Here is a 19,510-nt window from a genome sequence, read left to right as displayed (position 1 = left end):
TAAAAAAGCCCTTGTATACTCAATACAAAAGGGCTCATTCTCTGCGGGCGCTTTTTGCCAGTGGTGCGCAGGCAATTCTGGCGCCGGAATTCCCGCTTGGATTTGTTAAGTAATCATCCGTATGTTCATGAATGATAAACGCGCCTCCGTCCTTATCAAGCAGATTGAGCCTGCTCCCTTCCGTTAAAGATGTCTGCGGCGCATTCATAATGACATCAACTTTGCCGTCGGCCCCCACCTCAAGATTAGGCAGATCACCTGCGTGGTGGCCCATCGGATTGTTGAAGCCGTGCTCTTTGTTCAAAGGATTAAACGGTCCGCCCGCTGATTCAAAATCCGGCGCCTTACATGTTCCTTTTTCATAAATGTGAAACCCTAATGAGGCTCCCGGCGGAAGATGGCTTGCTGATATGTGAACGTCCAGCCCTTCCTCTTTAGAGTCTTTGACTTCGATATATCCGATGTTTTTTCCGTTTTTATTGATGAGTTCGGCATGCTCGCGGTATGAAGATGTTTCCAGCGCGCGGCGTTCCGCTTGATTTTGCGGCCGTACAGGCGCTTGTTTGCTGCCGCAGCCTTCAATCACAAGCGATGCGAGCATGAAGAAAAGTAAGAGACGATACATGCTGCCTCCCCCTTATTTTTACCCTTCAGTCTTGTCAAAACTTAAAAACGGTAAACAAAAAAAGCCCCGAAAGGCTTTTTTAAAAATAACTGCGCGCCCCTAAATAGGCTTTTTTCCAATAGGAATTGCTTAAATTTGAAATTTCAACACCGGAGGAGCTTGCGTGGATAAAGCTGCCGCCGCCTAAATAAATTCCCATATGAGAAGGGCCCGCTTTATATGTCGTAAAGAAGACAAAGTCGCCCGCGGACGGCTGGCTGACATGTTTCATCGCATTCCAGTATCCGGCAGTGCTCAGACGAGAAACAGAGCTTACCTTATTCAAAAGGTAATAGATATAACCGCTGCAGTCGAATCCCGCAGGGGTGTTGCCTCCCCATCGGTAAGAAACGCCGACGTATTTTTTCGCTTCGGCTATCATTCTGTCAATCTTTGATCCTGTCTCAACCGGGGTTTCGGGCACAGACGGCTTATTTTCCGGCCGCTGCACAGGGTCTTCCGTTTTATTCGTTCCGTTAATCACCAGAACTTGTCCGATTTGCAGCACATCAGATGTGAGCTTGTTTTTTTCTCTGATGAGTTGAGCGGTGATGCCAAACCGATTGGCAATTTTCCAGAGGGAATCGCCCGATTTCACTGTATATGCAGAAGGCTTCTCAGAAGAATTTGGTTTAGAAGGTGTTTTTGTGCCGCTGTTTCCGCTCTTTGAAGAGCCTTTGATTTTTAAGACTTGTTTCGGATACAGCATATCGGACTGTAAATGGTTTAACGTCTTTAATTCAGCGATTGTCATACCGGCTTGATTGGCGATTTTCCACAGCGAATCGCCGAGTTTTACGGTATAAGTTCCTGATGGTGACGCGCCTTTATCAGGATTAGTCTGTTTACCGCCTCCATCTGTGCCGCCGGCTGAACCTTTGATTTTCAGTTTTTGTCCCGGATAGATAACGTCCGAACTCAAATGATTCAGGCTTCTGAGCTCTGAAACGCTCATGCTGTGGTTTTTAGCGATGACCCATAACGAATCACCGTATGTAACTGTGTAGGTTCCCGTAGTGTTTTTGCCTTTTTTGGCGGTCTTATGTGTATTGACGTCTGGTATGTTCAGCCGCTGTCCCGGGTGCAGTATCGTTGATTTTAGTTTATTTTCCGACTGCAGGGCTGAAATGCTTGTATGATATTGACGGGAAAGTTTCCAAAGAGAGTCGCCGCTTTTTACTTGAATCGTTTTAGCCTCGGCGGGATGCACGGCGAATGTTGAAGTCATCATTGCAGAAACAGCCAAGCCGGCTGCGATCTTTTTTTTCATATAACGAAAAACCTCCTATTGTCATCATTGCTAAAGGAATCGTCCATTTTTCGGGACAATCTTCTATCATGCAGGATTTATTCAGATGTCGACACCATTTTTGTTTCATTTGAGAACCTATGATCAGCAAGTAACGCCACACATTTTACATAAATAGAGACCATTTCACAAAAGACTTTGGAATCATTTTCATTTTTTTCGCGATTTTCCTCCTTTCTTGTCTGTTTTTCATACAATTCTCTTTTTTACGGGAAAATTCCTCCTCCGAATGAGGGCCAAAAAAAATCCCGTTTCCTTTTCAGGAAACGGGGAGTCATTACAATGCTGCAGAATCAGCAGCTTTCACGTCTTCTAATATCAGCTCGGCTGCGCGCTTTGCGCCTCCGGCAGTTCTCAGTGATTCTCCTATTTCATTTACTTTTTCTTGATACTCAGGATTTTCACTTATTTCTTTTATCGTCTCTTTCAGCAGTTCAGCAGTTATATCTTCTTTTTTAAACAGCTTGCCCGCACCTGTCTTTTCCACTTGGCTGCCGACAGCAAATTGATCACCGCCCATCGGAATCACGATCATCGGCGTTTTGTAATAAAGGCCTTCGCTCGTGCTGTTCATCCCTCCGTGAGTGATAAACAAGTCCGCCCTTTTCAGGATTTCAAGCTGCGGCACGTATGGTTTGACGATGACATGCGGCGGAATCTCATCCAGTTCGCCCGGATCAAGATGCTTGCCGATAGACATAACAACCTTTCCTTCATAGTCCCTGCATGCTTTTAGGCATTGATTAAATAATTCCTTTTGATTGTTGAAAATCGTACCCATCGAAATAAACAGCACCTTTTCCCCTTCAAGCTGTTCTAATGGGAAATCGCTGTCTAGCGGCCTGTCGGTAATAGACGGCCCGACAAAAAGGTATGAGGCTCCGAAATGCTCCTCCTTCGGCTGAAAAGCTCTTGAGGTAAACACAATCGTTTTTTTGCCGTCATTTGAGAAAATATCAAACGGAGTGTTAATTCCTGCGCTGAATTCATTATTTAATTGGCTGACTTTCTCAGCATAAGCCGGATAAAATGGTGATTCTTCTGAGACCATGCTCACGTTTGAGAAGACCTCTTTCACGAATTCTTCATTCATCGCAAACGTCGTACAAAGGGAATATGCCGGCAGTTTTAATATGTTTTTGACAAGTCTTCCTGCCAGAAAGTGGTGGTCATACATCATGTAATCATATGACTCCTGCTTTACTTCCTCGATAATGCGGAGTGCGGCTTTTCTAGAGGTATCGAGCATCAGCACTAAAAATTCTGTAAAGTCTCTGTTCTCATCGCCTGTTGCGTTTTTCCCGAATTGATCTTTTCGGAAATCCTCATATTCACGGAATTCCGCACCGCTTGATACGATTTTTTCTTCGTATTCCTTTACACCGTAATATACAACGTTCTCACCTTTTGCCTTTAATTCCTTTACAACGCCTAAAGACGGGTTGATGTGGCCTTCTCCCGGAAAACCGATCATTAATACATTTGCCATTTCTCCACTCCCTTTTCCTTTTAAATTTTATGTATAATTCAACGATAACACGTATACAGAAAAAGGTAAAGATATTCACTTCGTTAATATTTAAATGAGTACAATATTCCTACTTTCTTATTATTTTGTATGAAGGGCTCGCTGTGATACAAGCGGATACAGGCCGCCATCCTTAGCGAAGGACATTTTTCCCGTTTCTTCTGAGACGACGAGAACAAGCGCATCAGTCACAGCCGAAAGACCCATTGCGGCCCTGTGGCGCGTGCCGAATTTGAGATCCACTTGTTTTGTTGTTAACGGAAGTACGTTGGCAGCCGATACGACCCGGTTTTCTCTCACAAGCACGGCACCGTCATGAAGCGGGTTTCCGGGATAAAAAATACTTTCAATTAAAGCAGCACTGATTTCCGCATGCAGACTGGTTCCTTTTTGGATCAGCCCGTCCAGCGTGTCTGTACGCTCAATGACAATCAGCGCGCCGTGTTTTTCTTCGGCCAGATGCTGAACCGCCATCGCCAGCTCTGTATATGAAGGTGTAAAGTGCTCTATATATGACTGTAAGTAAAACGATGAGGCGATCGCCTGCATTTCCTGAAACGTATGGCCCAGCTCATCTAAATCGCAAAGAAGGCATTGATCTTTTTCGTCCAATGTCCGCAATATCATTGCGGCATCCTCCATAATTTGCTTCAAATAGGTTTGGACAGCAGCGGTAAACGCACTTTCGGTCATTTGGATTCGGTGCATACATCATCAGCTCCTTTCTCTTATTTTCCGCAACCTGCGCATGGATATGCGTGTTCATGCACATCATAAAAAAGAAAGGAGGCGCGGCCCAATGGAGTTTGCACGATTGATGCAATATATCTGCACCTTTTTAGGGATCATTTCTCTTTCATTTATTTATGCCCGGATGTTTAAAAAGCCGAAATCGACCAAAAAAGAGTAGGCTAAGTGTTCATTGCTTTTTATACATAAAATGTTATAATTTCTCTCGTTAAAATAAAGAAACGGGGAACCCAACTTGAGAGAAACCATAACGAATGGCCAAAAAGTCAGACAGCTGTTACATATCTTCATTCCGATTTTAATTACACAGGCAGGCCTTTCTCTTATTACGTTTTTAGATACCGTCATGTCAGGAAAAGTGAGCGCGGCCGATTTAGCCGGCGTTGCGATAGGTTCCAGCCTGTGGACGCCGATTTATACAGGACTTGCCGGAATATTAATGGCCGTTACGCCTATCGTGTCGCAGCTGTTTGGGGCGGGAAGGCATAAAGATGTGCCGTTTTCCGTCATCCAAGCCGTTTATGTAGCGGCAATTCTCAGCGCGGCCGTTATCCTCATCGGCTTTTGCACCATTGATTTGATTTTAGGAAGTTTGCATCTTGAACCGCATGTTCAGGATATTGCCAAACATTTTTTAGGCTTTTTATCACTTGGCATTTTTCCTTTATTTGTGTATGCGGTGCTGCGCTCGTTTATTGATTCACTCGGGAAAACGAGAGTTACCATGCTGATTACGCTTTGTTCATTGCCTATCAACTTTGCTTTAAATTATGTTTTTATATTCGGAAAGCTCGGAATGCCTGCATTAGGCGGTGTCGGCGCCGGACTCGCTTCTGCTCTCACCTACTGGTGTATTTGCGCGATCAGCTTTTTTATCGTTTATCAATTCGAGCCGTTTGCCGGATACTCCGTGTTCCGTAAACTGTACCGTTTTTCGCTGTCCGAGTGCAAAAAGCTGTTAAAAATCGGCTTGCCCATCGGCTTTGCCGTGTTTTTTGAAACGAGCATCTTCGCGGCGGTCACATTGCTGATGAGCCATTTTCAGACGGTGACGATCGCAGCCCACCAGGCGGCGATGAATTTTGCTTCCCTTCTGTATATGCTGCCGCTCAGCGTATCCATGGCGCTGACCATATTAGTCGGCTTTGAAGCCGGTGCAAATCGCTACAAAGATGCCCGTTCGTACAGTTATATCGGTATTGTGATTGCCATTTGTTTTTCTTTATGCACGGCAGCTTTTATTCTGCTGTTCAGACCGCAAATCGCCGGGATGTATACATCTGACCCGGATGTATTGCTTTTGACGCAGCACTTTTTAATCTATGCACTGTTTTTCCAGCTGTCTGATGCGATTGCCGCCCCTATTCAAGGCGCTCTGAGAGGATATAAGGATGTGAATTATACTCTCGGCACGGCTTTTATCTCGTATTGGATCATCGGGCTGCCCGTCGGTTATGCTGTCGGCACCTATACGAGCCTTGGGGCATACGGCTATTGGATTGGTTTAATTGCCGGACTTGCCGCAGGGGCTGTCGGTTTGTTCTTCAGGCTGCTCAAGCTGCAAAAACGTTATGTGAAATAAAAGGTGCTCTCATAAAGGAAAAGAAACATGCCAAAAAGTATACAGCTATACGCATCACGCGGAAGAGATAAGTAAAACATGGTTTGAAACTATTCAAGAAACGGAACAAAATACTGTTTATACTTCCGCTGATCCTGCGGTGACAGCAAATTCTAAAAAACAAAACCTGGCGTTCAACTATCAGATCAATCGAATTTTTTCTGATGATGAGGAAGTCTATAAGTCCGCGTTAAAGGAGCGGGCGTTTGAAGGGCTCTAGATAAGGAGCATTTGATTACATCATTTGGTGATTCATATTTTTATAGAAGAAATATTCCTGCTCATTAAAATGCTCGGGGTCAAATCGACATTATCGGGGATTCGCCCGGAAATTGCCCAAACGGCGGTTCTCGGCCTGACATTTTCCGATATATCAGTACGGTCTTCGGATCGCTTCTGAGCTGAAAATTAAAAAGGTATAAGGCTGAAAATCGCCTTATACCTTTTTTATTAATCTTTCCACGGGTACGTCCAATACACTTCTTCTTCAAACCAAGTTTGGAGAACCGGTTCGTTATTTTTTATTTTTTCTTCAAGCTCTCTGAGCATGCCTTCTGTTTGGGTGCGGTGTGCTTTTAAGGCATTCATTTTAATATCAGCGACTTCCTTGATATTAAGGATGACGTCAGGCTTGCCGACGGCTTCTTCCCTGTTGCGGGTGATCGCCATGCAGAGCGTGCGCGGGCGATCCTCTTTTTTCTTCCTGTAAAGAGCTCTGATTACCGCTTCACCGCAGGCATCATGATCCGGATGGACGCCGTGTCCCGGATAAAATGTAACGATCAGACTCGGCTTTACATCATCGATGATTTCTTCCATGATGTCCGCCAGCCACTCGTCATCTTCAAATTCAAGTGTTTTATCACGTAATCCGAGCATTCTCAGATCGGTGATGTCCATCGCTTTGCATGCGTCAATCAGCTCTTGCTTCCTTAACAGCGGAAGTGTTTCACGGTTGGCGAAAAAGGGATCTCCCATGTTCCGGCCCATTTCGCCAAGGGTTGCGCAAGCATACGTAACGGGAATGTCTTTTTGTCTGTGTAAGGCAATCAGCCCTGCCACTCCAAATGATTCATCATCAGGGTGAGGCAGGATGACGAGTACGTGTTCTTTCATGATTTTCACCCTTTTCTTTAAACTGTAAACGGCTTTTCACTGATTTGAAGCGAAATCGCCAATTTTCCGCCCGGCAGATGCCCTGCCATTAAGAGACGGTTTTCGTCATCTACTGTATATTCAGTCAGACCTTCTGCATAAATCCAGCCCTCTTCGGTTTTCAAACCGACACGATATGGGCCGCTGCCTTTTATCTTCGCCTGCTGGTACGTCACTTTCGCATTGCGTATATAAGCTACAACCGTCATGTTTTTTTCATTCAGGTGTGCTGAATAAGAACCGGTTGTCGTTTCCAAATGGATATATACAGGACGATCCGCAAATTGTTCTAAAGAAGTTTGCACATCTTCTTTTATGATTGCTTTCATAGCTGCTCCCCTCTTTCTTCTCTTAAAAATTGCAAACGTTTCGTATGTAATTCAACCAATTCGCATTTCTCAATCGGTTCCAGCCGGGAATTTACAATTCGCTGCACCGCCAGCACAAATTTCTCCTGAAGCGGTTTTCGGAGCCTCGGATGTGTTCTTTGATCCAGCAGCTCAAGATCAATGGCCTCCTCCACTTCTTCAAGGGTTGAACCGGAGAGTGTACGGTTGTTCCACAGTGCGGTATAAGCTGCGGCTAAATCTTTATCAGTTCCCATTGTACAGCTCCTTTACATACTCTTAATGATTATACATAATTTAAGCTTCCGCTGGAAAGCGAAAGGCTTAGCGGCTTTTTAAAGGCCGTTTCCATTTCAGATGTGAAACCGTAAACAACAGCAGTGCGGCCCATATACAAATGAAGGTAAACGCTTTTTGCCCTGAAAAAGGCTCATGATATACAAATACTCCGAGCATAAGGGTAATGGTCGGCGCAATATATTGCAGAATGCCCACTTGATAAAGCGGCAGACGCTTTGCCCCCTCTGCAAACAGCAACAGCGGCAGCGCCGTAAATACGCCGGCTAAAAAGAGCAGCGCCCACGTCTCCCCGCTCCATGCACCAGACGAGCTTCCATGAGCGGCATAACCTAAATAAATAAGTGCCAAAGGTGTAATCAATAGTGTTTCCAGCGTTAATCCGATCGTGCTGGACAAACTGGTTCTTTTTTTGCATAAGCCGTATAAACCGAAGCTGAATGCAAGCAATAATGCGATATAAGGAACCGCGCCATACTGAAACGCGGAAAGGATGACGGCTGCCCCGGCAATAGACACTGCTGCGATTTGAAGTCGGTTCAGCTTTTCTTTTAAAAATATGATGCCCAAAAGTACAGAAACGAGCGGATTAATATAGTATCCGAGACTTGCTTCAAGCAAAAAACCGTGGTTTACGGCCCATATGTATACAAACCAATTGACGGAAATTAAAATGGAAGCGAAAAAAAGCGCCAATAGGCCTCCGTTCGCCTTCAGCAAACGCAGCTCCCGCCATCCCGTCCTCCACTTGCGAAGCACTGTCAAGAGCACACACATAAAGACAAACGACCATATGATACGGTGGGCTAAAATTTCCATTGCCGGGATATGTTCAAGAAGCTTCCAATAGACCGGAAACAGCCCCCACATGGCAAATGAAACAGCGGTATAAATGATTCCTTTTCTTGCGGCATTACGTTGCACAGCCTTCCCCTTCCTTTCTGTAAACAGATTATATTATATCACGGGAAGCTTCAGGCAGGCATATACTATGTTGTCCGTTAAGAAAGGGTGAGATGCCGATGTTTGAATGGAATAGATATTTTCCCTTCAATAATCAGTTTTCAAAAGAAACGTTTAAGAATGCAGATCCAAAAGATGTCGAGTCATATGTCAACCAAGTGATGGAAAGTGTGTTCGGTTCCGATTATGCGGGGCAATTTCCATTTCGCGACCCGCTTTCCAAAAAAACGGAGCCGGTCGAAGCCGCACCCCCGAAACCGGAAATTGACTTGTTCGAAACTTCCGACCATGTCTTTGCAAAAATTCCCATCGAACAAGATGAACTCGATCATATCAGGATTAAGCATACGTCACACAGTCTTGTTATTGAAAACAGCAGTCTTTCGGAAGAAAAAAAAGAAATCGTTCTCCCTAGCCTCGTTAAACGGAAAGGAACGAAGGCGGTCTATAGAGACGGGATTATTGAAGTCATGTTTTCAAAACAGGAAGATTATAATTTGTCGGAAGTGGAAATTATGAGATAAAAAAACGGCCTGCATCATGCAGACCGTTTTTCTTTAATAAAAGGGCGGATAACCCGCTCCGGGTCCAAAACCGCCGTATGGAGCTCCTCCGTATCCGTAACCGGCAGCACCGTACGCATAAGGGGGCCTCGCAAACCCGGTAACAAGCGCGCCCCCGAGAAGGCCGCCTAAAAATCCGCCGACTAAAGGAGCGCCGAACAAAAAAGGACCTCTCGCCGGATATCCGCCCGGTCCGAAATTCCCGCGATACATTTCATGATGAGGGTACATGTTTTTTCCTCCTTTATGTCTGCCTATTCTTAAGAGTATTCGGAAAGGGCGGGTTTTGATTGGGCGGCCGGCTGTTTTGCAGCGCAGCACATACCGTAAAGCGCTTAACATCTCTCGACACAAAAACATCACATCACGGTTATAAATTGATAATGTTTTGGTTATTTGTTATACTTTTCCATAAATTGCAACAATAGAAACCAACAGGGAGGAAGAAAGATATGCCATTACTGCGTTTTGACGTCATCGAAGGACGGGATAACACATCATTAAAAAAATTATTGGACACTGCCCACTCTGCCATGGTTGAGGCATTTAACGTACCTGTAAAGGATCGTTACCAAATCGTTCATCAGCTTCCTGCTCATGAGCTTATTATTGAAGATACCGGACTCGGATTCAACAGAAGCAAAGATATCGTCATCATCAGCATTGTCAGCAAGGACCGAACTGAAAGCAAAAAAGAAACATTATATAAACTTATGGCTGACAAGCTTGAAGCCGAGTGCGGCATTTCACCTGAAGACGTCATGATCTCAATTACAGAAAACGGCAATGCAGATTGGAGCTTCGGACTTGGAGAAGCTCAGTTTTTAACTGGAAAATTGTAAGATTTATAAGGACCGAATTCTTCAAGTGAACGCGGCCTGATGTTAGCCAGAAAGCGTTATGTCGAGATTTCAGAAGAAAAGATGCTGCTTCCTGGAATGTTTTAAGAAAACTTATGATTTAACTGGATTAAAGAAAAAGCCCCTCTCCTTATTGGATTGGGGCCTTCAATATTTACACTCATTCATCTTCGCAGCCAGGCTTTTCTTTTACATCCGCTAAATACCCCAAAATTTTTTTGCTTTATTATTGCCTCTTATACTCATTTCAATATTGTACTCGGCTTCATTATAAATTTTTCTTTATGTCTCTCTGCAGTTTTGTATCATCTATAGACAAGGCCGCCATCAGTTAAGATCGCTTGACCAGTAATATAATCTGAATCATCTGAAGCCAAGAAAGAGACTAAATTAGCAACATCTTCAGGTGTTTGATATCTTTTCAGGGCTATTTCTGAAGAGAATTTTTCAAATGCCTCCCCCGGATGTAAGTCATCACTATGTTTAACCATTTCTTCATCAATTCTATCCCACATTTTTGTTTTAGCAACACCAGGACAATATGCATTAACTGTTATTTTATATTTAGCTAACTCTTTAGCAGCTGCATGTGTAAATGCTTTTACAGCATGCTTGGCTGCAGAATAAGTGCCCAGCATTTCAAATGATTCGTGACCAGCTATACTGCATGCATTAATGATTTTACCCTTTGTTTTCTGCTTCATGAACTGGTCAGCAGCAGCTTGAGTGCCAAAAACAACACCATTTACGTTAACACGGAATAATTTATTAAGTTGTTCTTCCGTAATCTCTAAAAATGGAGAAACAGCTTCAATACCGGCATTGTTTACAAAAACATCGAGACGTCCAAACGTATCTGCTGCTTCTTTCACTAAATTGAATTGATCATTACGTTTCGACACATCCCCTTTAACGCCGATAACATCAAAATTTTTTTCTTTGAGATCTGAAACTGTTTCATTCAGCAGTGTTTCATTTATATCATGCAGCACAACACTAAAGCCATCCTTGCAAAGTCTTTCTGCTATGCCCCTTCCTAATCCTCCTGCAGAGCCAGTAACGATTGCTGCCTTGGACATGAACATCCCCCTTTCGCAATGAGTCTTTATATTATGATATGAACAGCTCAAAGTGTCTTAACAAGTTTGAAACTGCTTTCTCACATTCAAGCTTATCTCCATGTTTAGATTCTTTAAATTGAAATATTCATTGACAGTCGCCGATGTCAAAAGCATCCGCCTGTTTTAAAGCGTTAAGGGAAAGGAATTGCAAATTGAAGTCTTGATAAAACAATGGAAAGACTTACTTCTCGATATAAATAATTTTGATATTGATGGTTTTTCGGAGATGTAACTGTTGCCTTTATAGAATTGAAGCTTCACTATTTACAGCTTCTTTTGCCTCAACAGCAGGTGCTTTCATATCATTTGTTTTCGTTTTCCTGTAATTCAGAAAGGCTGCCGGGAAAATGTCCGGCAGCCTTCTGTTAAGGTCTGTGCTGTTCTTGTTCACATTTTTCGTCTTGTGCGGCTGCTCCCGGTTCGCAAAAACTGTCGGCCCATTTTTGCATTTCCTGAAAAACGGCTTGCAGCGCCATACCTTTGTCGGTCAGTTTATAAATGACTTTTACAGGGGTTTCAGGCAGCACCTGCCGCTCGACAATTTCATTTTGTTCAAGCTCTTTCAGCCGCTCCGCCAGCATTTTTTGGCTGATCATCGGTATGGTTTCAGTCATATCTTTAAAACGTTTCGGGCCGTCCATCAGCACATGGATGATTAGGCCGTTCCAACGCTTTCCCAACAGCGAAAAAGCAGATTCCATTTTAGGACACATTGTATATCCCATATGATTCCATCCCTTCATCTATTTATTGACAAGTTTTCAGTGATCCATTAAAATTAGTTCTCGAGTTACATTTAGTAAGCTTCTAACTTTTCTATTATGATAACACGTTTATCCGAAGGAGGAAACATTATGACGTCCGTATTAGATCTTTTAAAAGAACGCGCATCTGTTAAAGAATACGATAAAGATGCGGTTATGACAAAAGAGGAATTAACAGAACTGCTAGAAATCACGATAAAAGCGCCTTCCGCTTGGAACCTGCAGCACTGGCATTTCCAAGTATTTCACAGTGATGAAGCAAAAGCGGCTCTGCTGCCGGTAGCCTTTAACCAAAAACAAATTATCGACTCATCTGCGGTAGTTGCCGTTTTAGGTGATTTGAAAGCAAACGAAAACGGTGAAGAAGTATATTCTGAGCTTGCTCGTCAAGGTAATATCACAGAAGAAATCAAGCAAACGCTTTTAAGCCAAATTAACGGCGCATATCAAAATGAACAATTCGCCCGCGATTCTGCTTTTCTAAACGCCTCATTAGCAGCGATGCAGCTGATGCTTGCCGCAAAAGCAAAGGGTTACGATACTTGCGCAATCGGCGGATTTAACAAAGAGCAATTCGTAAAAGAATTCGATGTCAGCGACCGCTTCGTGCCTGTGATGCTTATTTCTATCGGTAAAGCTGCCAAACCGGCACATAAAAGCAACCGTCTGCCTGTTTCAAAAGTTTCAACTTGGCTGTAAGACTAAAAAAACCTTAGTTCGCCTATGCGAACTAAGGTTTTTTTACATGTTTTGCTCTCGGTACCAAACGCGCGCTTGTTCCGCTTCATGCTGAGTAAGCTGATGTCCGCCCTCCTGCCAAAAGAGAGAAACGGCTGCATTTGCTTCTGTCAGATAATGATGAAGCTCCTCAGATTCCTCTTTTGTACAAAGCGGGTCTTGCTTGCCCGCGCCGATAAAAACTGGCAGCCCAGTCATGTCCGGCAGCGGCAGCCCGCGGATCGGCACCATTGGATGATGCAGAATCGCCCCTTTTAATACATCTTGATAATGAAACAGGAGACTCGCCGCAATATTGGCGCCGTTTGAATATCCGGCTGCAATGACGTTTCTTCTGTCAAAACCGTATGTTTGTGCCGCTTCATCTATAAAATCATATAATTCTTTCGTCCGTTCAATTAAATCCTTCTCATCGAATACACCTTCTTTCAGGCGCTTAAAAAAACGAGGCATGCCATTTTCAAGAACCGAGCCTCTGACACCGAGCAAATTCGCGTCAGGATCGATAAAACGGCCGAGCGGCAGAAGGTCATGTTCATTTCCTCCCGTTCCGTGCAAAAGCAAGAGAACGTTTTTGGACGTTCCTTTTTCATAAATATGTTTCATCGTATGCCCTCCTTATATTTTCGGAAGAATGCCGGTAATTTGATTGCGGTGCTCTTCCAGCCATTCCGGAAGCTTCAGCTCTGTGCCGAGACCGTCAAATGTTTCATCTGTCAAAAAGCCGGGTTCATCCGTCGCCATTTCAAATAAAATACCGCCGCTTTCTCTGAAATAAATAGATGTAAAGTATGACCTGTCAAGAATGTCAGATGATGAGAGATGTGAAGCGGCAAGTATGTCCTTCCATTTTGCCTGTTCTTCGCCTGTTGTGCGGAAAGCGACATGGTGAACCGTGCCCCAGCCCCCGACACCGCTCTCTTTCGGCGCAAGATCAACATCTATTATATGTCCGACCGCAGCCTCCGACTGAAGCCTGACGATTTGATTTTCCTCCCCTATTTTCGAATAGCCGAAGCTCTCCGTCAGAAATCGGATAGTGGCTTCCGGACGGTATGAGTACAGAAGCACTCCTCTCATACCTGTAATCGCTTCATTTTCCGTAATACCGTCAGGCGTCCATTGGCTTTTTCCGCTTCTTTCATCTTCCATGATTGCAAGCGGCAGATCTTCTGTATCGTTAAACAGAAGCACTTGTTCAGATAGCAGTGTTTGCTCGGTTACTGATAAACCGTTTTGTTCAAGACGGCTCTTCCAAAACGGCAGCGCTCCTTTTGGCACGGAGAAATAAATTCTTCCGGCCTGGCCTTTTCCCACAGTGCCCCGGCGGCTGCCTTGAAAAGGGAAAAACGTTATAATCGTACCCGGATCTCCGTTTTGGTTGCCGAAATAAAAATGATATGTGGCGGGGTCGTCAAAATTAACGGTTTTTTTAACAAGACGCATGCCGAGCACCTCTGTATAAAAGCGCAAATTTTCAACAGGGTCTTTCGCAAATGCTGTTACATGGTGCAATCCTGGTGTATTCAATGTATTCACTCCTAAATATCTTGATTTCGAGATATTAATCATTTTAATTTGTTTCCGGTATAAATGCAAATAAAGCGATTTGGTTAATATAATAATAGAAATCTTTTTTTTCTGAAAAATATCTTGTGATCTTATCTGACAACTGCTATTATAAGGAGCATTATCAGGTTCCGGGAGGAAAGTAAATGGTCAGAAAAGCACTAATTTTCATTCTTATTTTAATACCTTTCAGCCAGCTTGCGCTTCTATCGTTCGCTAATCGGATTGATCCCATCATTTTCGGGCTGCCGTTTTTTCATTTTTGGCTGCTTTTATGGATTGCTGTCACTCCTTTATGTTCGTTTTACATTTATAAGCTTCAGAAGAAACAAGGAGGATTGGATTGATGCCCGCAAATGTAACTGCACTTATCATTACAGCCGTTATCGTTTTAACCGTCGTCTGTATCGGCTTTATCGCCGGAAGAGACAAATCAGCCCGGGCCTCTGTTGAAGAGTGGTCAGTCGGCGGCAGGCGTTTTGGCGGATTGCTCGTCTGGTTTTTAGTCGGCGCAGACCTTTATACCGCTTATACGTTTCTAGGGCTGACGAGCACCGCCTACACCGGGGGAAGCGTTGCCTTTTTTGCGATACCATATTCTGTGTTGGCCTATTTTATCGCCTATTTCTTTTTGCCGAAGCTTTGGAAGGTAGCGAAATTACATAAATTGACGACGCTTGCTGATTACGCCCGGGAGCGTTTTGACAGCAAGCTTTTGGCGAGCCTTGTCGCCATTGTAGGGGTTCTCATGCTGATTCCTTATATCTGTCTGCAGCTGAGCGGGATTCAGGATACGCTTCAGGTGGCCGGGACGGGTGTGATCAATGTCAACATGGTGGTTATCATTTCATTTGTTCTTGTCGCGCTTTATACCTTTTTCAGCGGTATTAAGGGGCCTACATTTACAGCCATTATTAAAGATATTTTAGTATGGGTCATTATGCTGTTTATGGTCGTGTCACTCCCGCTGATCCATTTTCACGGCTGGATGCCGATGATTCACACGATGGCACAAAAAGCGCCGCAAATGCTGACGATTCCTTCATCAGGGCCTAAAGGGATTCCTTGGTTTATTACCGCTTCTATCGTATCGGCGCTGGCACTCTTTATGTGGGCGCATGCCGCGACAGGAGTATTTACGGCAAAAAGCGCTGATGCCGTCCGTAAAAACAGCATGTTTCTGCCGCTTTATAACATTGTTTTGATTCTTGTCATTTTTCTCGGCTTCATTGCGTTTCTTGTACTGCCGGAGGACACCAACCCGCGGCTCGCTTTGCTTAAGCTGATTCAAACGTCTTACGGCGGCGTCGCGCAGGGCTTTGCTTATTCAACCATCGCCCTTGCTTCTTTGATTCCGTGTTCCATCATGGCCATCGGGGCTTCTAACTTATTTGCGAATAACTTGTACCGAGATTTGATTCATCCGAATGTTTCGCAAAGCAGGCTGACGATCATCACCCGTTCCATGGTGTTTGTCGTCATCGGACTTGCGCTTTTGTTCGGCATGCTTTTCCCGACGGCGCTCGTTACGCTCCAGCTGCTGGGCGTTTCCGGAATGGTGCAGATTTTCCCGGCCATCGCCGTCAGCTTGTTTTGGAAAAACCAAACGAAAGAAGCGACGATTATCGGTCTGCTCGTCGGTCTTATTGTGACGTTTACAGTAAACATAACCCAATCTTCCCACGGCATTTATGAGGGCTTCTGGGGTTTGGTTTCCAATCTGTCTGCCGTCGTTATTCTTAATCCGTTTTTTGTGAAAAAAGCGACTGCAAACGCGGTGAAAGAAGGTTTATTCGGTAAAACATCCTCTGATAAATTGAATCAAAAAGGCGCGTAATATGAATAAGCCGGCACGTATCCCGTGCCGGCTTTGTAATGTGATTATTTTTTATGATCCCATTTATAGGTTGCAACGGTTTTAGCCGGAATGACAGCTTCAAATTGCTTATCTTCCGAAACGACATGGAATGTTTGGTCAGAGGATGTTTGGTTGATGACGACTGAGACAATAGACTGGTCAGGATTGAGGAACGACACATTTGTTACTGTGTTTTTGGAGCCGTAATTACTTTCAATCCGTTTTGCCCCTCGGTCCACAAATTTAGAAAAGTTGCCTGTCATATGGTATATCGGTATATTCCAATAACGATCAGGATTTATAGCATCTTGAATAAACAGCGTTGGATCTGGCGTGCCTATCCAATGATGGGTTTGAATATGACTATCAAGCATTGTCACCCAGGCATTGTAGCTGGAAGCGCCGTTACGGAAATATTGTGCGATCCGGTCCGCCCCCTCTGTTCCCCACACAGAGCGTTCTGTTAAGTGAATAGATTTTTCAGGATATCTCCTCCCAATCTCCGCCATGACGGAAAGATCTCCGTCATAATCATGAAAAGCAATGCCGTCGGCCGCTTGATTTCCTTTTTTATCATCTAAAATCGGAGGAATATAGTTCCAAGCCCCGCTTGCATTGTGATCATATATCCATATTTTCGTGTCAATTACATGTTTTTTCATTTCCTTTTTTAATGTAATCGCGAGTTCGCGCTGCTGCTCCGGCGGCATGTACATGCTCGGATAGTCTATTTCCAGTAAAGGTTCATTTTGAAGAGTCATTGCGTAAATTGGAATCCCTTGTTTTTTATATGCTTCAATACACTTTCGGTAATAGGCGGCCAATTCATCGACATATTGATGTTTAAGCTTTCCTCTGCTGAGGCTTTCATTCGTTTTCATCCATGCCGGCGGACTCCATGGAGAGGCAATGATTTTTAACTTAGGATTAATATGCAGCGCCTGCTTAATTGTTGCTGTAATGTTTAAATCAATATCCTTTTGAATAGAAAAATGTTTAAGTTTAGGATCTTTCTTCCCTTTAGGCATATCATCATACGTATAAAACTCCTGAGCCGTAAAATCCGATGTGCCAATCGTTATGCGCATCACATCCATACCAATACCCTCTTTCGGATCAACCAGCTTTTTTAACACTTCCTCTCTTTTCCCGGAAGACATTTTGGATATATTATGGATCGTGGATTCTTCTAAAGACGAACCTATGCCTAACATGCTTTGATAGCGTTGTGACGGATCGACATAAATGGCTTTTGAATCAGACGCCTTCTTTTTTGTCAATGTCAGGGGGGGTTGCTCGTCTAAAGCGTATTTCACTTCTTTTGGCCCATCGTACCAGGAGCGGGAAGCCGGGTCTTTTTCTGAGCTATACCAGACTCGCACTTTATTTTTGTCGGTTTCCTTATGATCAGCAGCATGAACAGCGTTTCCCATACTGCTTGTTAATAGTAAAGAAGTAAGAAGAAGAGCCAGCGATAATTTTAAAAAAGGCATATACCCAATTCCTCCCCTATTTTCATCATTCATTGGAATGACAACTGTGAATCAGACTGCTCCAGTTCACCTCCTTTGGTTCATCTTCATTTCAAAGACGGCTTTACCATGGGATGAAGCTTTTCTAAACTTAAGCTGTACTCATTCTTCTCAGCTTATACGTAAACACTCATTTAACTTAATCCTTGCGTTTTGATGTTTTAGGACTGTTAAAAGAATGAGCGCCTAAACTTTGCGCTGCCATTTGATTTTCCGAAAGTCACTTATAATGATGAACATAGTTGTTCTGTTATAACATCAGGCATGGGCTATCATCACTTTCCTCCCTAAAACAGAAAAACACCTGTTACGTCATAACGCTGAACGATTTATGACGTAACAAGGTGTTTTTAAGCCTCTGGTATCGGGCTGTTACATATTCTTTTTTAATGTTTCAATGGCTTTTTTCATTTGTGTATCGTTGTCAGCCAGCTTTTTCTGCAGGTCCGTCATCAGTTTTGCCGTTGTGTCTCCGGTTAAGATGCCTGTTTGTTTCAGGTTCTCTTTGGATTGGAATTGTTTGACGGCTGCTTCAAATGCTTTATCGTACGTGCTGTTAACATTCACTTTATACCCGAGTGCTTTCAGCATATTTTGCGCATTTTTTACGTCTGTGCCAGAGTCGCCGTATTGATATGTTTTTTTAGCATCTAAAAACGGCAGGTTCGCATAATCGGGAAGCTTTACTGCGTATTGCGGCTTGATGCCTTTTTTATGAATCCATTCGCCGTCGGCTGTCAGCCACTTTGCGATTGTCAGTTTAACGGTTGAACCATCGCTGTAATCTTTTGCCGTTTGCACGGTGCCTTTTCCGAAAGTTTTTTCACCGATCAGAGGAATGCCGGATGATTCATGCAGCGCTGCTGACATGATTTCTGCCGCACTTGCCGTACCGTCATTGACGAGCACGACTGTCGGTTTCGTCACTTTACGCTCTTCGGTCGCTTTCATGACTTCTTTCGTACCGTCTTTATATTCCACCTGCATGATATTTTTTCCTTTATCGATAAACATGTTGCTCATTTTAATCGCCTGATCCATCAGACCGCCAGGGTTGCCCCTTAAATCTAAAATGTACCCTTTTGCCCCCTGTTTCTCAAGGCTGTTAATAGCTGTGTTCAGCTCTTTTGCCGTTGATTCAGAGAAAGAAGTGATTTGAATTTCGCCGATGCCGCCTTTTTTCATTTCAGAATACACGGTTTCGACCGGAATGGTGTCACGTTTAATCGACAGGTTAATATCGCCGACTCCCGCTCTATGTAATTCAAGCTTGACGCTGGTTCCTTTTTTGCCGCGGATTAATGCAACAGCTTCGTTTACATTAAGGCCCTTAACGCTTTTGCCGTTCACCTTAATGACCTGATCATTCGGTTTAACACCGGCTTTTTCTGCGGGTGATCCTTTGATCGGAGATACGATCAGTATGCTGCCGTCCTTTTCTTCTACTTGCGCGCCAATGCCTTCAAATGAAGCGGAAATTGTTTCTTCAAAAGACTTTCCTTCCTGCGGATCCATATAAGATGAATACGGATCATCCAAGGAACTGATCATGCCTTTTATCGCTCCGTCTACTAATTTGCTGTCGTCTGTTTTTTGGTAATAATCACTTTTAATCTGCTCGTAAGCTTTATTGAATTTATCAAATTTGCTATTGCCAAGCGCTGTTGAGCCTTGTCCGAAAATGGTCGTATTGCCCGTGAAAAACAACGTAAGGGCTGAGGCTGCAACTGCTGTGATCAGCACGATAAAAAACAGTTTAAATTGCCGTTTCAAGTAAACACCACCTTTTTATTCTTTTATTATTATCATGGACGAACTCTCATTCGTCAACTTCAAACGTGAAGCGCCCTTCTTTCTCTTTTACCCAAACC

At 43.7% G+C, this 19,510-nt stretch carries 21 protein-coding genes; 6 read left to right on the top strand and 15 right to left on the bottom strand.

Annotated elements, in window-relative coordinates:
* Positions 1-34: 34 nt before the first annotated feature.
* The 4 genes from AXI59_RS11815 to cdaS all read right to left on the bottom strand — a co-directional run bounded on the left by AXI59_RS11815 (position 35) and on the right by cdaS (position 4,209).
* Positions 35-625 carry a superoxide dismutase family protein gene (locus tag AXI59_RS11815; protein ID WP_061528302.1) on the bottom strand — a complete coding sequence of 197 codons (591 nt, stop codon included), beginning with the start codon at positions 623-625 and terminating at the stop codon, positions 35-37.
* Between the two features lie 79 nt (positions 626-704).
* The gene (locus tag AXI59_RS11810; protein ID WP_061528301.1) at positions 705-1,934 is read right to left on the bottom strand and encodes a C40 family peptidase; all 1,230 of its coding nucleotides are present in this window, start codon (positions 1,932-1,934) and stop codon (positions 705-707) included.
* Between the two features lie 316 nt (positions 1,935-2,250).
* Entirely contained in the window at positions 2,251-3,462 is a 1,212-nt protein-coding gene (locus tag AXI59_RS11800) for a macrolide family glycosyltransferase (protein WP_061528300.1), read from the bottom strand.
* Positions 3,463-3,582: 120 nt separating this feature from the next.
* Positions 3,583-4,209: a sporulation-specific diadenylate cyclase CdaS gene (gene cdaS, locus AXI59_RS11795; RefSeq protein ID WP_061521082.1), complete on the bottom strand. Its 627-nt coding sequence runs from the start codon at positions 4,207-4,209 to the stop codon at positions 3,583-3,585.
* Between the two features lie 277 nt (positions 4,210-4,486).
* Here cdaS and AXI59_RS11790 point away from each other — a divergent pair, with 277 nt between their 5' ends.
* Entirely contained in the window at positions 4,487-5,833 is a 1,347-nt protein-coding gene (locus AXI59_RS11790) for an MATE family efflux transporter (protein ID WP_061528299.1), read from the top strand.
* Between the two features lie 489 nt (positions 5,834-6,322).
* Here the strand turns inward: AXI59_RS11790 and bshB2 are convergent, their stop codons facing one another.
* The 4 genes from bshB2 to rarD form a co-directional block, all read right to left on the bottom strand.
* On the bottom strand, positions 6,323-6,988 hold the full coding sequence (gene bshB2, locus AXI59_RS11785; protein ID WP_061521080.1) for a bacillithiol biosynthesis deacetylase BshB2: 666 nt from the start codon (positions 6,986-6,988) through the stop codon (positions 6,323-6,325).
* Between the two features lie 17 nt (positions 6,989-7,005).
* Positions 7,006-7,356, bottom strand: coding sequence for a YojF family protein (locus AXI59_RS11780; protein ID WP_061521079.1), 351 nt, complete (start codon positions 7,354-7,356; stop codon positions 7,006-7,008).
* Positions 7,353-7,631, bottom strand: coding sequence for a hypothetical protein (locus AXI59_RS11775; protein WP_061528298.1), 279 nt, complete (start codon positions 7,629-7,631; stop codon positions 7,353-7,355). Before AXI59_RS11775 ends, AXI59_RS11780 begins: the two co-directional genes overlap by 4 nt.
* Positions 7,632-7,698: 67 nt before the next feature.
* Entirely contained in the window at positions 7,699-8,595 is an 897-nt protein-coding gene (gene rarD, locus AXI59_RS11770; RefSeq protein WP_061521077.1) for an EamA family transporter RarD, read from the bottom strand.
* Between the two features lie 98 nt (positions 8,596-8,693).
* Here rarD and AXI59_RS11765 point away from each other — a divergent pair, with 98 nt between their 5' ends.
* Positions 8,694-9,158: an Hsp20/alpha crystallin family protein gene (locus tag AXI59_RS11765; RefSeq protein ID WP_061528297.1), complete on the top strand. Its 465-nt coding sequence runs from the start codon at positions 8,694-8,696 to the stop codon at positions 9,156-9,158.
* Positions 9,159-9,191: 33 nt separating this feature from the next.
* Here the strand turns inward: AXI59_RS11765 and AXI59_RS11760 are convergent, their stop codons facing one another.
* On the bottom strand, positions 9,192-9,428 hold the full coding sequence (locus tag AXI59_RS11760) for a hypothetical protein (protein WP_061521075.1): 237 nt from the start codon (positions 9,426-9,428) through the stop codon (positions 9,192-9,194).
* A 221-nt stretch (positions 9,429-9,649) separates the two neighbouring features.
* On the opposite strand from AXI59_RS11760, the gene AXI59_RS11755 reads away from it, so the two are divergent.
* Entirely contained in the window at positions 9,650-10,039 is a 390-nt protein-coding gene (locus tag AXI59_RS11755; RefSeq protein WP_061528296.1) for a tautomerase family protein, read from the top strand.
* A gap of 323 nt (positions 10,040-10,362) precedes the next feature.
* Here AXI59_RS11755 and AXI59_RS11750 read toward each other — a convergent pair whose 3' ends face one another.
* Positions 10,363-11,136 carry an acetoin reductase gene (locus AXI59_RS11750; RefSeq protein ID WP_061528295.1) on the bottom strand — a complete coding sequence of 258 codons (774 nt, stop codon included), beginning with the start codon at positions 11,134-11,136 and terminating at the stop codon, positions 10,363-10,365.
* Positions 11,137-11,543: 407 nt separating this feature from the next.
* Positions 11,544-11,903 carry a transcriptional regulator YodB gene (yodB, locus tag AXI59_RS11745; protein WP_061521072.1) on the bottom strand — a complete coding sequence of 120 codons (360 nt, stop codon included), beginning with the start codon at positions 11,901-11,903 and terminating at the stop codon, positions 11,544-11,546.
* A 129-nt stretch (positions 11,904-12,032) separates the two neighbouring features.
* Here yodB and AXI59_RS11740 point away from each other — a divergent pair, with 129 nt between their 5' ends.
* A complete protein-coding gene (locus AXI59_RS11740; protein ID WP_061528294.1) occupies positions 12,033-12,641 on the top strand; it encodes a nitroreductase family protein in 609 nt (202 codons plus the stop codon).
* A 42-nt stretch (positions 12,642-12,683) separates the two neighbouring features.
* Here AXI59_RS11740 and AXI59_RS11735 read toward each other — a convergent pair whose 3' ends face one another.
* Positions 12,684-13,286 carry an alpha/beta hydrolase gene (locus AXI59_RS11735; protein WP_061528293.1) on the bottom strand — a complete coding sequence of 201 codons (603 nt, stop codon included), beginning with the start codon at positions 13,284-13,286 and terminating at the stop codon, positions 12,684-12,686.
* 12 nt (positions 13,287-13,298) lie between these two features.
* Positions 13,299-14,210: a ring-cleaving dioxygenase gene (locus tag AXI59_RS11730; RefSeq protein WP_061528292.1), complete on the bottom strand. Its 912-nt coding sequence runs from the start codon at positions 14,208-14,210 to the stop codon at positions 13,299-13,301.
* Positions 14,211-14,395: 185 nt separating this feature from the next.
* Here AXI59_RS11730 and AXI59_RS11725 point away from each other — a divergent pair, with 185 nt between their 5' ends.
* Together AXI59_RS11725 and AXI59_RS11720 are read left to right on the top strand one after the other, a co-directional pair.
* Entirely contained in the window at positions 14,396-14,596 is a 201-nt protein-coding gene (locus tag AXI59_RS11725; RefSeq protein ID WP_061528291.1) for a DUF3311 domain-containing protein, read from the top strand.
* A complete protein-coding gene (locus AXI59_RS11720) occupies positions 14,596-16,086 on the top strand; it encodes a sodium:solute symporter family protein (protein ID WP_061528290.1) in 1,491 nt (496 codons plus the stop codon). The genes AXI59_RS11725 and AXI59_RS11720 overlap by 1 nt, the downstream gene beginning before the upstream one ends.
* A 44-nt stretch (positions 16,087-16,130) precedes the next feature.
* Here the strand turns inward: AXI59_RS11720 and AXI59_RS11715 are convergent, their stop codons facing one another.
* Positions 16,131-17,540, bottom strand: coding sequence for a glycoside hydrolase family 30 protein (locus AXI59_RS11715; protein WP_240491514.1), 1,410 nt, complete (start codon positions 17,538-17,540; stop codon positions 16,131-16,133).
* 471 nt (positions 17,541-18,011) lie between these two features.
* On the bottom strand, positions 18,012-19,412 hold the full coding sequence (gene ctpA, locus AXI59_RS11710; protein WP_061521066.1) for a carboxy-terminal processing protease CtpA: 1,401 nt from the start codon (positions 19,410-19,412) through the stop codon (positions 18,012-18,014).
* Between the last annotated feature and the right edge of the window lie 98 nt (positions 19,413-19,510).

Source organism: Bacillus nakamurai (assembly GCF_001584325.1).
GTDB lineage: Bacteria > Bacillota > Bacilli > Bacillales > Bacillaceae > Bacillus > Bacillus nakamurai.
The sequence above is the reverse complement of the archived record's forward strand: the minus strand, read 5'-3'. Positions and strand labels throughout refer to the sequence as shown.